At 47.4% G+C, this 13,448-nt stretch carries 7 protein-coding genes; 6 read left to right on the top strand and 1 reads right to left on the bottom strand.

The annotated features are described in order from the left end of the window. Nucleotides 1-472: 472 nt before the first annotated feature. Nucleotides 473-5,122 carry a PAS domain S-box protein gene (locus AXFE_RS00220; protein WP_052603888.1) on the top strand — a complete coding sequence of 1,550 codons (4,650 nt, stop codon included), beginning with the start codon at nucleotides 473-475 and terminating at the stop codon, nucleotides 5,120-5,122. Between the two features lie 520 nt (nucleotides 5,123-5,642). Here the strand turns inward: AXFE_RS00220 and AXFE_RS00225 are convergent. Then, the gene (locus AXFE_RS00225; protein WP_160291670.1) at nucleotides 5,643-7,190 is read right to left on the bottom strand and encodes a metallophosphoesterase; all 1,548 of its coding nucleotides are present in this window, start codon (nucleotides 7,188-7,190) and stop codon (nucleotides 5,643-5,645) included. 650 nt (nucleotides 7,191-7,840) lie between these two features. Between AXFE_RS00225 and dapF the strand changes: the two genes are divergently transcribed. From dapF to dapE, 5 genes are all read left to right on the top strand, one after another. Next, nucleotides 7,841-8,746 (top strand): diaminopimelate epimerase, encoded by a 906-nt coding sequence (gene dapF, locus AXFE_RS00230; protein ID WP_052603890.1) that lies wholly within the window; start codon nucleotides 7,841-7,843, stop codon nucleotides 8,744-8,746. A gap of 27 nt (nucleotides 8,747-8,773) precedes the next feature. Next, complete coding sequence (gene hflX / locus AXFE_RS00235) at nucleotides 8,774-10,039, top strand: GTPase HflX (RefSeq protein ID WP_082058345.1); 1,266 nt, start codon at nucleotides 8,774-8,776, stop codon at nucleotides 10,037-10,039. Nucleotides 10,040-10,113: 74 nt separating this feature from the next. After that, entirely contained in the window at nucleotides 10,114-11,223 is a 1,110-nt protein-coding gene (locus AXFE_RS00240) for an aminotransferase class I/II-fold pyridoxal phosphate-dependent enzyme (RefSeq protein WP_052603891.1), read from the top strand. Nucleotides 11,224-11,518: 295 nt separating this feature from the next. Beyond that, on the top strand, nucleotides 11,519-12,337 hold the full coding sequence (locus tag AXFE_RS00245; RefSeq protein WP_200891138.1) for a 2,3,4,5-tetrahydropyridine-2,6-dicarboxylate N-succinyltransferase: 819 nt from the start codon (nucleotides 11,519-11,521) through the stop codon (nucleotides 12,335-12,337). A 1-nt stretch (nucleotide 12,338) separates the two neighbouring features. Further along, the gene (gene dapE / locus AXFE_RS00250) at nucleotides 12,339-13,436 is read left to right on the top strand and encodes a succinyl-diaminopimelate desuccinylase (RefSeq protein WP_052603892.1); all 1,098 of its coding nucleotides are present in this window, start codon (nucleotides 12,339-12,341) and stop codon (nucleotides 13,434-13,436) included. Nucleotides 13,437-13,448: the final 12 nt, after the last annotated feature.

The following is a 13,448-nucleotide window of genomic DNA, read 5'->3' on the forward strand; positions in this document are numbered from 1 at the left end:
TGTTGGTCATAGAATCCACCGTCACTAGTTGCCTTTGTGCCTTGCATTGGAGAGCGTAGCTCGGGATCCATGGAGCTTTTGACGCTCGGGATATTTCTTAGCTTGGCTTTTGTATTCTTTATATTGAATCCGCGATTTGCTTGAATTATAGTGTTGGATGGTACTACTTTGAAAGCGTAGTACATTGGGTTTAGTTTATTGATATCTTTTTTTCCCCACAAGGTTTGGATCCATTATTTTGCCGATCGGATGATTTGGTCAAGGATCATTTTTTCTAAACGAATAGGTAATTCGTGACCCTCAATTCGCATTTGTATCGGTTTTGCTTCTCGGTGGCAGTAATGGGTGGGATGTTGGCACTTCAAGTTGGGGAATCCAAAGGAATTGGTTCGAAAATGGCTAAAGGAAATGGTTATCAGGAATCGATAATAATTTGAGAGGCCAAGTGGTCGCAATGAGAAACGGCGTCTAAGTGATTGATTTCGAGAATTTGGAGCCCAGAGGTCATAAATTAACTAACGCGCCTCGTGAGATCATTGCCGGGGCGATAGACAGTTTTGTTGACTTCTTCTTTAGCTCGTACTCCAAGTTTTCTCATGTGGCGGATATATTTAGCCTCCTGACGCCCGAGGAGACCGAGAATTTACGGCACCAATTTGTTAAACTTTTAATCGACTTGCTTGATCCACAAAAGACGGTGGAAGATCTCCTTGGTCTCTTTGGCGGACTCGGTCAAGCGCATGCGACCATTGGAGTTCGACCGGCTTGGACTATGGCGTTGAATCACCAATTGATCGAGATGCTTTCAACCCACCTTTTAGGAGGGGGCATTGCTCGCCCGCTGGTTGACGAGTATTGTCTTGGTGTATCTATGCGCCTTGACATGTTGATCAAGTCAGTATTTGATAGCGAGACCGCGATCGAAGAGGAGCTGGATTTACTGTTCGATCGCGTAAACGCGATGGTGGCTCAAGCGAGTACCTCGGCTGATTTGATAAGAAATTTTCTAGGACTGCTTCATGGTCTCGATGGCGTTGACATGGTCGCATTTGGACGACCTGATGGTAATGGGGTTGTCCAGTATGAGTATTTTGTGGGGGATAAGTTTGCAAAATATCAAAGACAAATAGAGCTAGGAAATGTCTCGCCGATCTCGGTCCGATCGAGTGCTGCTTCGGGGATGGGACCTAGCGGAAGAGCGTTTCGATCTGGTCGCGTAGAGGTCTGCAACTCGATTGCAATGGATCCGGGAATGGCTCCTTGGAGAGAGGGTCTAATCTCTCTTGGATTGCGCTCGGGAGTCGGGCTTCCAGTTACAGCTGGCAATGGTGATGTTGTTGCGGTCATAAATGGATATTCCAGGGTTCTTGGGTATTTTGGTATGAATCGCAGGCGGCGTATTCTAGAACACGTCTGCCACCTATTTAGTGCCGCACTTTCTCGGCTGGATAGTTCGGATCTGATAATTTCCCATGGCGAGCGCAAACTTTTTAGATCGTTACTCTATGGTGGTGGACTTGAGATCGTTTATCAACCTATCGTCAACTTACGTAGTGGCGACCTCTATAAGGTTGAAGCGCTAGCTCGCCTTCGAGATTCGAATGGAGAGTTGTTGTCGCCGGCGCGATTCCTTCGTGCCTTTGGATCGGATGACCTATTTTATCTATTTGAACAGGGCTTGAGTACTGGTCTGTCTGCTATCTTGGCCTGGAGAAGACATGGTCTTTCATGTGGCCTTAGCGTAAATTTTCCGCCTCAGGGCATGTTCGATGATAGATATATAAAGAGCATCGAACGCAACCTTAGCGAGTCTGGTGTCGATCCTTATCTTTTGACCCTTGAGCTTACAGAGGATGAAGATCTTCTGCTAGGCGATGGTCTTTCTTCCACAGTTTTACATCGCGCTCGCGCTATGGGGGTCCACCTTGCACAAGATGACCTAGGGGCTGGATACAGCTCGCTTTTGCGTCTTGAGAGTGTCGGCTTTGATGAAGTAAAGATCGACCAAGAGCTAATTAGATCTCCAACCGGCGTTGCGCATTCTGTAGACTTGGTGGCGCATTTGACAGATTTAGCCCATGACCTTGGAATGTGTGTCGTAGTAGAGGGTCTCGAAAACGACTCCCTGGTAGAGGCCGTGGCTATCTTGGGTGCGGACTTCGGGCAAGGTTACGGTTTGGGCCATCCGGTTAGTTTTGAGGGTATTGTTGAGTGGTCTAACCGCTTTCGATATGACGAGCCAGCTGCTAGTGTTCGCACTTCACTTGGAGCGCTGGCCTATCTTAGAAAATGGTCCAGACGGGTAATTGCTCTGGAGACTTTTCTGAATTCAATCGATGTGAGCGATCTGGTCTCAGATCTTAAATTGAGGATAGGTGGCTTAAACAGCGACCTCATAGATCGGAGAATCTTAGAATTTGTCGAGGATTCTAGGCAAAATGCTGGCCTAGGTTCACTCTTGCGTTTAGAGGAAGACCTAGCTCGATTGATAAATCTCAATTTAGAGATCTCTCGATCGATGCCTGCGCCAACCGCGCACGAGGGATCAGCCTTTGAACTTTCTACTTTAAATTCTATTTCACTACGCCAAATGAAGGATCTCCATTCTCTTCAGGGCCGATTGCTCGCAGAGATTGAAGAGGGCATTTCTCCATCTCAAGTCGTCGAGGATGCGTTGATCGAGATTGAGAAGTTGATTCCTGGCTCCATGGCGAGCGTTCTAATCTTGGATGATGACGCGAATCTTAATGTTGCTTGGTCTCCAAGCTTGCCTCCGCTTAAATGGCCTTTGCTTAGTGGCCTTAGTATTTCGAACTTTAATGGATTAGATGGTCTTGCAATTCTTCAAAACAAGGAGATCTTTGTAAGCAATGTCCGATCTGACCCGGGATGGAGCGATCTTCGAGAAGCAGTTGAAATCCTTGGAATCTCAGCCTGCTGGTCGGTTCCCCTGAGGGAGAACTCGGCCGATACTATTGGAGTACTCTCGGTTTTTATATTTAATGAGGGGATTGTTCGAGAGTTTGACTCGATGTTGTTGCAGATGGTTGGTTCGATTATCTCTCTATGTTTGAAACTCAAGAAGGCCGATGAGATAGGTGCAAGTCGCCAGGAGTTTTTGTCGACGCTATTTGAACTTCCAACTGCTTATAAGTTTTCAATAAGAGCTAGTGATGGCGGAATCGTCCAAGCTAATCGTGAAGCCATCGATCGTTTTGGTTATAAAGAAGATGTAATAAGGACCCTTAGTGTCTTTGATTTAATCCCGGAGTTGGATAGAAGACGTTCGTTAGTCCTTCAATTTCGTTACGGCGTCACAAGTGAGTGGGCGGGAGAGCTTGTCGTCCGTGATCATCTAGGTGGTAGCTTTCGCATGCATTACCATACGGCTCTCCATGGCGAGGGAGAGGATGCCGAGCTCTTTCTGGCACTTGTTGAGTTTCGAGACGGGGATGAATTAGTCGCTCAATTTAGACATGAAAGAACTTTAAATGATCGAATTATGGCTTCGGTGGCTGCATCAGTTATGGTCTTGGACAAAAGGGGCCAAATCAAACGATTTAATCGTGGGGCCGAACTTCTAACTGGCCGTAGTAGCCATGAAGTACTTGCGAACCCTGAATTATGGAGAAGCTGGATCGACCCGAAGGACCAAACTCTAATTGAGGAGACCTTTCTTAGGGTTATGAAACATGGTGACTCCGGGGTAAACGAGGTGTGGCACCATCATCTAGATGGGACGAAACGACTGGTGGAGATGCACTACACGTCGGTATTGCAGGAGCTTGGCGACTCCAATGCAGCCATTGTCATCTATGGCATTGACGTCACCGAAAGGAGTCGTAATGCCGCTCTGGTCCGCGACGACTTGGACTTTATCGCTCAGGTTATAGAGGCAATTCCCAAGCTGATCTTTGTCTTGGATCGCTCTGGTCGAGTTATACGTTGTAATCGCGTTGTCTTGGAGTTCACGGGGACTTCACTGGAGGAGATAATGCGAGAGCCATTTCGGATAGTCGAATACTTTTCTCCAGAGGCACAACCGGTGGTTCGAGCATGGTTTGTGGACGCATTGGCTGGCAACGTGAGCCAAAAAACTATATCAGCTTGGATTCGGGGAGACGGTGAGCGCCGGGTTATCGAGTGGATTAATAGTGCAATCTATGATCTTGATGGCCTGGCCTCGTCCTTTGTTATTGTAGGAACGGATATCACCGAGGCTCGGATCGCCGAGAAGCAACTTCAAAAGGCAGCAGTGGTCTTTGAACATACCTCCGAAGCCATTGTGATAGTTGACGCTGATTCCCGAATAATTGACATAAACCCTGCCTGCGTACGAATGACTGGTTTCCAACGTGAGGATTTAATTGGCCAGAGTTCTCGTTTTCTCGCTAGTGAGTCTGCGGACTTCACCTTTTATGATTACATGAACACCCAATTGCGATCCGAGGGCCACTGGAGTGGATCGCTGGAGCAAAGGCGTAAGGATGGGTCAACTTTTTCGGCCTTTGTCAACATCTCCACCATATTTGGGAAACGAGGTGCGCCCGAACTTTATGTTGTGCTCTTTTCTGACATCTCGGATTTGATGGACTATCAAAGCCGACTGGCTAAATTGGCATATTTTGACCACCTAACCAATCTTCCAAATAGAAGTCTCGTCGGAGAAAAGATGGCCGACCAGTTAGCCCTTAATCGGCGCCTTGGCGGTATGACTGCATTGGCATTTTTGGACCTTGATAACTTTAAGCCCGTCAATGACAGGTATGGCCATAGGACCGGGGATGAATTGCTGATTACATTGGCTAGGAGGATTGAGTCCGCAATTCGCGAGGTTGATACTGTAGCGCGAATCGGAGGGGACGAATTTGTATGCATTTTAGGGTCTATCGATGAAATAGAGGTTGCTAGTGAGATTATTGGCCGGATAATGCAGGCCATTGGAGCTCCAGTTGCAATCAATGAAGAGTGTACTGAGTGGGTGACGATAACCGCCTCTATGGGCGTTTCATTTTCTAAGACGGGTAACGATGATCCTGATGCGCTATTGAGGCGTGCGGACCATTTGATGTATGAAGCAAAGCGCCGTGGGGGGAATTGCTATGTCTTTGAAGGTGAATGACTCCAAGGAACTCTAAAGATATGATCCATCTTTAGTGACGTGGTCAAACAAAGTTGGATTTATGATCTTGGCCGAGATTCTTTGAATTAGGCAATCTCCCCACCCATGAGTGGTAATTGTCTAAAGTGCTGGCAGATTTGCTAAGGGTGATCAAGTGATAGTTTTTGGCTTCTTGGCTGGGAGACCTAGGTCCGATATCGATCAGCTAAGAATATAGATCAAGCAACTACGCCAATCGAACGATGCATGCCTTTATGCCGCCGTCCAAAGGCCGCTTCCGAAAAGGTTATTGATCAAATCGCAAGACATGGCATCATAACGGTAAGCAGCGTAGCATTTGATGTTTTTTCACCAGAGGATTACGCGTGAGAGGGTCAAAACTGAGAAATGGCTTGCTCGTGCACCCGCTTGGCTATTTTGTCACCTTTGGTTGCCAACGGCTGGGGGCGTTGATGAGGTGTGGCAAGATTTGAGCAACGAGAATGATCGCCGAGACCGATTTAAACAGAACTAGATGGACCTAGTCGATGGCTCCAAACCATAGACGAACGTTTTGGTCCTCGGGGGCTCCTTCTAGGCATGAGCCGATTCCGATGTAGGGCGAGTTTGCTGCTATGAGCTGGTGCCAGCTTGCTAAGTCGTAGATGCTCGTTATCGTCTTTGGCTTAGCAGAATTGGAATGATGCATCGTAAGTTCTACCTCGATTTCGCCATTCTCATAATCGTAGATCGAGGCTTCGCGGATAGAACAGGGCCAGTCCATCATTGAAGCGGAGGTGATCTGAAAGAGTCCAGTGCCAGCTCTATTTGGATTAGGGATTGCTAGAATTCGGTTTTCATGGGTATGACCGCAGAACCAAAGGCGAATTTGGCGATAACTGTGAATAAGATCAACTAAGGATGACCTTGTTACCTCCGGGTTGCCGTTGAAGTCGATCTCATCTAGGCCATGGTGAGAGACGATGATGCCAATGGGTGATGGGGATTGGATCTCATCGAAGCTTTGAGCAAGCGCTGATTTGAGCCATTCCAATTGCTCGTTGTCAATGCCTCCCCTGGCGCCACCAGATCGAACAGCGGTGTCCAAAAAGATATAAACGATTCCTTTGATCCGATCGAGATGGACGAAGTTGAAGTTGGCTTCGAGTCCGCCTTTATCTAGGAAGCCGTGGCCGCTAGGAAGGCCAGGAGTTTCTCTAATCATCTCTATGAATTCGTGAGATTGAATTAGTCGGCGCTGGGAGCTTGGCTCGACTGGGCGTCTTTCCGCCTTTGAAAAGACCGTGGACGGATCGGCCTCGAACTTCCTTGAGGCCACAAGGTAGTCGATGTTGTCTCCAAAGTCAAATGCTTTTTGGCCTCCAACCGCGAAGGCATTTGAAGCCTCGGTGCAAGCTCCCATTCCTTGGATAAGAACTTCGTGATTTCCGTTGGAGAGCAGCCACGGTACCAATAGCCCTTGGTTTGGGTATTTGTCATTGATCGCTTTGAATAGGCCCTCTAGGGTGGGGTAGCCTAGTTCGGATTTAGGTTGGTCGTCGATAGAATCTGGGTGCCAGAAGAAGTCATCGTTCCACTCCGTTGACTGAACCCCAAAGTATTGACCGAAGGTCTTTTTGAGCTCCAATGCTTCACCACTAAGTAGACTGAGCAAAGTTTCGGCTTCGTTTGCTTGTGAGTTGTCGATGGTGTCGCCAGTTATCAAACACATATCAATTGGACTCTTCGAAGAGAGTTCGTTGATGTATGCAATTGCTTGAGCGATCGCAAAGGGGATTAGGGTTTCTTGAGCCCTGTGACCCGGAAAGAGATCTTTGGCACTGGCGATTCCAAATAGCTTATTGACAAATTCAAACCGTGTCGGGGAGGAGGGATCACAGAGTTGGAAGTCTGTGATGTGAACCAGCCGAGCGCGAGGCTCACTTGGCCTAGGTGAAGCGAACTTGCTATGGAGATCTTCGCGGTCGAGGTGAGGCTGGCCTTCGATGGCTCTAAGAGCCAGGAACTCCCGTGACCTGCCCTTTTGAATGACCTCTCCCTCGGATAGTCTCTCCAGCGAAGTGTCCATCTTTTTTACTCCTAGTTGTTTGGATCCTGATCCATAAAACTCTAAATCCGTTTTCAAGATAGCCTTTAGGTCGCTTGAAGGATATCTTTGGAGCTGTTCCCTATTAGAAGCAGAGGTTTTGGCTTTTCTTTGTCTCTTTTGATCCATCAAGAGTCACTAGAGCGTCTCGATCCGTATCTATCGATTCAACAAGTATCTCGATTTGAGAAGTATCTCTAGTTGATGAGACGCTCATAAAGTTTCTAAACCTGGAAAAGGCGCTTGGTATCTTAGCTGCATATATGAGATGGGGATCAACATAATAGCTGTGATACTTTCAAGATCAGGTTGACGATTGTACCTAAGCGGGGTGTGCCATGGGGGTGGTTCAATCTAACTCCTGAAGGTGAATCTCTAACGCCTTTCTCTAATGTAACATTCAATTATGTCTGGATTAATAAAAGGGTAAAGTTGCATTAAATTTAGATCAAATCTTTCATAAGATTAGCTGAACTATCGCGCCCAGTTCTTTCAAGGAGAAATCTGGACCTAATGATATTTTGGAGTCCGTCGACAATCTTCCAACCCGGTATTGCTTTCAATTGATCCTGGCTGTAATCGGTGACTTACGAGTACTCGTTGTAATATCATGAAGTAGTCGGTTCAAAGTTATGCTTGTAGTGGTGAACAATTTGCGCTCCTTATATAAATTCGAAGGGCTCGGTAACGATTTTCTAGTCACCTTTATCGATTCAAATAATGATCTCCCAGATGACATCTCAAAGCGAGTTGTCTCACTTTTGGATCGCAGGCATGGAGTAGGCGCAGACGGGCTGATAGTCGGATTTGTTGACGAAAGCTCGCGTCTAAATATGAGACTTTTTAATGCCGATGGCTCGGAAGCAGAAATCAGCGGGAATGGTATTCGATGCTTGGCTCATGCAAGTAGGAAGTTTGCAATTCTGAACGATGATCACTTTGATATCTCTACCAAAGGAGGAGTTCGCTCAATCTCTGTGCTAGGGGATCCGAAAGATACGAGATGTGAATTTTCGGTTTCGATGGGCGAGGTATCCGTGGTGGGAGAGGTCTTTTCACGTTCCTACTCCTTTTTGGGAGTTGACTGGATGGGAACTGTGCTAAATGTGGGCAATCCCCATTTGGTATTAGTCCCCAAACTAGAGTCAACTGGGTCGATATCACACAGCGGAGTTAGTAAAGAGATCTTTCATAACTTGGATATCCAAAGGTATGGTTTGGATCTTCAAGGCGAATTTGACGGTGGAATCAATGTAGAGTGGCTCAATCTTGCTCAAATTGGTGACACATTGTCAGATTTCGTCGATATGCGCGTCTTTGAACGCGGGGTAGGTGTAACTTTAGCTTGTGGATCAGGTTCGACGGCGAGCGCGTACTTGCTGATCTCTCAAGGTATGGTCCAAAATCCAGTCGAGGTAATAAATCCTGGTGGTCGTGTTGGTGTCTTCTATGATGAAAAAAGTGGCGAGACTATATTAAACGGGGAGAGCAATTTTATTGGTACAATCGAAACATCCCACGAGGTATTTTCCTTGTGAAGCCATTTCTTGGTTTGAAGTAGTCAAATGACATTAATTGAACGTAGTTTTAGGGAGAAGATTGTGCTTGTCGGCGCAGTCTTCCCTGGGGATTCACCAATGGCAGTTGAGGAGTCGCTTACTGAGTTGGCACTTCTTGTCGATACTGCGGGGGCCGACGTAGTTGGCCGTCTTACTCAGCGCATGGCCGCTCGGGATCCAGGGTATTTCCTTGGAAAGGGAAAGGTTGAAGAACTCAAGGAGCTTTCATATGCAACTGATTGCGATACTGTTATCTTTGACGATGAGCTAACTCCGGCTCAACAGCGGAATCTTGAAAAGGTTCTTGGTAGGACTGCAATCGACAGAACCGCACTGATCTTGGATATCTTCGCACAAAATGCAAAGTCGATGGAGGGTAAAGCCCAAGTCGAATTGGCGCTTTTGAGTTATCGTCTTCCACGTCTACGGGGTAGAGGGATCTCGCTTTCCCAGCAGACCGGTAGGATCGGAACGCGAGGACCAGGCGAGACCAAACTTGAAGAGGATCGCCGTAGAATTCAGGCCCGGATATCACGCCTCAAACATCAATTGGATGACTATGCAAAGAATAGGCGAGTCCAAGCATCTTCGCGGGTGGCATCAAGAACTCAGACTGCTTCTTTAGTTGGCTACACCAATGCAGGGAAGTCGTCATTGATAAATGCTCTGTGTGATTCGGATGTCTTTGTAGAGAACAAGTTGTTTGCAACGCTCGACACTCGAACCCGTAGGATGTTGCTCCCAGGTGGCGAGGGGTTTCTGCTCTCGGATACCGTCGGCTTTATAAAGAAGTTGCCACACCAATTAATCGAGTCCTTTAGGTCAACCCTCGAGGTCGTTCGTGAGTCAGACTTCTTGCTACATGTTGTAGATGCAACTTCACCGGATCCTCACGGTCAGATGCGTGCGGTTCGGGAGGTTCTGATTGAAATAGATGCTGAGAACGTTCGCGAATTATTGGTCTTTAATAAGATTGACTTAGTCGAAGACCTATCGACTTTGCGGCTGGACTTTCCTCAAGCTGTATTTGTATCGGCGGTTCGTGGTGATGGCTTGGAGGAACTTCGTCTTCAAATTGCTGCATTGATAAGGGAACAGACCAAGATCTATTATCTCAAAATCGCCCTATCTAGAGGGGATATTTTAGCTCGACTCCATAGTGAGGGTGAGATTCTATCTATGACCTCAACCGACGAAGGCTATGAGATAACAGCACGTTTAGATAGTGGAAGTCTTGGTCTCTTTGAGGAGTTTGTCGTTCCGTCACTTTGACTTCGGTCCAACTCTCAGTTTTGATGCCTCAACAACGTTTCATTCTATGGATATGAGGATCTATTGTCTTTAATATGACTAGTGGTTTTGTTCCTCCTCCATATCCTCATGATCGTCTCGGTGAGATTAAAAAACTGCCAATCGAAGCCGGTCTGGAGGTCGTTGATCTCTCGATCGGAACTCCGATCGACCCCCTTCCTGATTTTGTCGGTGAGCTCTCCTCTCAACTTGTGAGTGCGCGTGGTTATCCAAGTTCGATTGGATCGGCTGACCTTAGAGATGCCTGTTTAAAGTGGAATTATGAGCGACTCGGAGTTGAACTAGAGGCAAATCAGCTAGCGGCTTGTGTCGGACTCAAGGAGTTTGTGGCATCGACCCCTAATTATCTGCGGTTGCGAACCCCAGATCGCGATGTTGTGTTGTATCCCCAGGTGTCCTATCCTACCTATGCAATGGGGGCGCTTCTCGGTGGATGTACACCCATCGCAGTACCCCTCTTGCCCTCAGGTGAGCTTAACCTTGGAGCCATCGACGAGGCGATCTTGGAGAGGACTCTCTGTCTGTGGGTCAATTCGCCTTCGAATCCGGCTGGAGCGGTGAGCGATTTATCCCGCGCAGTTGCCATCGGGCGAAGATTTGGATTTGTGGTCATCTCTGATGAGTGTTACGTTGAATTCACTTGGGACGGTCCGCCTAGAACGATATTAGAGCACGGAACTCAAGATTTGCTAGCTATACACTCTCTCTCTAAGCGATCAAACTTTGCAGGTGGTCGAGTTGGCTTTTATGCTGGAGATGCCACTCTGGTTGAATACCTAGCCGAGGTGAGAAAACATGGCGGCTTGATGATCCCTGGTCCGATGCAGGCTATTGCAACCAAGTTGCTTGGAGACCAAGTTCACGTAAACCACCAAGCAAACATATATCGAGAGAGATTGATGATCTTGCTAGAGATCGTTGAGAGGCTTGGCTATTTAGCGACATTTCCCCAAGGTGGTTTTTACATTTGGTTACATGGCCAGGACAACGAGGATGGTTTTGCCATCGCCGCCGCATTCGCCAAGGCGACAGGGATTATTGGCAGTCCAGGAGAGTTCTATGGTCAAAGTAGTCGTAACTATCTTCGCCTGGCAGCTGTGGCACCAACTCAAACACTCTTTGGGATCTTAGAGAGATTGCGCTAGCACGTGGACTTTTAGGGCTGCCGTTTGGAGCTGTCGAACCCAAAAAGGCTGTGGTCTTGTTTTGGAACTTCCCTTGAGATCTTACCAAGCAGCTCTACTAAGAGATTCTAGAAATTGGGGGCTGGCCTTTTTGCCTTAGCAATGGCCATGAGAATTATCCTATTTGTCGAATTGTAATTGTTTGGTTGGGCCCAAATGCGACTTGTGTGACATTGGCCTTGGTAGTGTGATAGTTCGATATTGAAATTGAAACTTTGTGTACCAAAATTTGTTTGACATTGGAAATGGAGGATTTGTGCTCGAGTCGCAAATCGAAGAATTATGGCAATCGCGTGATAAATTAAATCCGAATGATTTAGATGCCTATCGAACTATTGCTAAGGTTATCGATCAATTGGACTCTGGTGATCTGCGCGTCGCCTTTATTCAAGAAGATGGCAGTGTCTTTGTGAATGAATGGATCAAACGAGCAATCCTCTTGCTCTTTAGGGTCTCTCCTATGGAAACGACCAACTCCAACCCCTTTGAGTTTCGAGATAAGATTCCGCTCAAGTCTAACTATGAGGCCATAGGAGTTCGAGTGGTTCCAGGAGCCTCTGCGCGCTGGGGATCATATCTCGCACCAGGAGTCACAATGATGCCAAGTTACGTCAATCTTGGCGCCCGTGTTGAGGAAGATACCATGGTGGACACTTGGGCGACCGTGGGTTCGTGTGCGCAGATTGGCAAGCGCGTTCATTTGGCAGGTGGGGTTGGAATCGGTGGAGTCCTTGAGCCTCCTCAAGCGGCACCTGTAATAATAGACGACGAGGCGTTCATTGGGTCCCGTGCGATGATCACCGAGGGGGCTCGAGTTGGTAAGGGTGCGGTCGTGGGCGCTGGAGTGATTTTGAATCCGTCGATTCCAGTCATTGATACAGAATCTGGCGAGGAGATATCAAGGGGCCACATTCCTCCGTGGGCAGTCGCAGTAGCGGGTTCACGTCGTAAGCAATTTAGCGGTGGAGAGTTCTACCTACCCTGTGTCCTTGTGATAAAGCGACTAGACGAGGGGCAACGCCACGACAAGACCGCTCTAAATGATTTTCTACGCGAGAGTGGAGTTGCTCTTTAACATGGAAAGTAGAGACCTTCTTGATCTGGCCTATGAGTTAGTCTGCATCGACTCTCTTTCAAGAAATGAACGAGAGATTGCTGATTTTATCGAGGGTCGACTGAGGGTCTCGGACTTCTATGATCTGGTTCGAATCGGCAACAATATAGTGGCGACCCCTAGCGGCTACATGGATGACCAAGGAATAATAATCGCTGGTCATATTGATACTGTCCCACCATCGCCTAACTTGAAGCCAAAGATTGTCGCAGATTCCCTATGTGGTTTAGGTGCTGTCGACATGAAGGGCGGCATTGCGGTAATGATGAAGCTACTTCTATCGCAAATTGGCGGCAAGTACGTTAGATATGTATTTTATGCCAGTGAAGAGATAAGCCGGAGCTTCTCTGGACTTCTTGAGATTGAAGCTTTTAACCGAGGGCTTTTGAGGGCATCGGGGGCAGTGCTCATGGAGCCAACCGGAGGATACATAGAGGCAGGTTGCCAGGGTACTGCTAAATTCAAAGTGACAATTGCCGGAGAGCGAGCTCATAGCGCTCGACCTTGGATGGGAGTCAATGCAATCCATCGTAGTTATGCACTTCTTGGAGCGCTCGACAGCAATGTATCCAAAGCGGTTTCTATTGATAGCTGTGACTTCAAGGAGTCGCTTCTTGCTACCTCGATCAATGGGGGAATAGCCGGCAATGTTGTCCCGGATCGGGTCGAGATCGGCGTAAATTACCGATTTGCACCAGCGGGGAATGATTCGCAATCGCTTTTGGAGATCGAGGAGTTTCTAACTTCGAAAATTTCCAGTGATTACGGAGATAAGGTAGAGCTTGTTGACTGGGCTCCTTCGGCCCCACCCAATCTTGGAAATAGCCTTATCTCTAGCTTGTCAGATGTCGCTGGTGGGAAGGTAAGGGCCAAACTGGGCTGGACGGATGTTGCATTTTTTTGGGAGCGTCAAGTTTCAGCTTGTAACTTTGGACCTGGTGATCCAACTTTGGCCCATACCGATCAAGAGATTGTATCTATACAAGAGCTAGATTTCTGCTATTTGACTTTATCTCAAGTAATTGGATCTCAAGTAATTGGATTACGGTCGGAGAAATAGCCCTTTCGTATC

Source organism: Acidithrix ferrooxidans, from assembly GCF_000949295.1.
Taxonomy (GTDB): domain Bacteria; phylum Actinomycetota; class Acidimicrobiia; order Acidimicrobiales; family Acidimicrobiaceae; genus Acidithrix; species Acidithrix ferrooxidans.

Bases quoted from the DNA above. Each gene is read 5' to 3' on its own strand.
- dapF (WP_052603890.1), top strand. From the start codon at position 7,841: ATGCTTGTAGTGGTGAACAATTTGCGCTCCTTATATAAATTCGAAGGG.
- AXFE_RS00240 (WP_052603891.1), top strand. From the start codon at position 10,114: ATGACTAGTGGTTTTGTTCCTCCTCCATATCCTCATGATCGTCTCGGT.
- dapE (WP_052603892.1), top strand. From the start codon at position 12,339: ATGGAAAGTAGAGACCTTCTTGATCTGGCCTATGAGTTAGTCTGCATC.
- AXFE_RS00225 (WP_160291670.1), bottom strand. From the start codon at position 7,190: ATGGACACTTCGCTGGAGAGACTATCCGAGGGAGAGGTCATTCAAAAG.
- hflX (WP_082058345.1), top strand. From the start codon at position 8,774: ATGACATTAATTGAACGTAGTTTTAGGGAGAAGATTGTGCTTGTCGGC.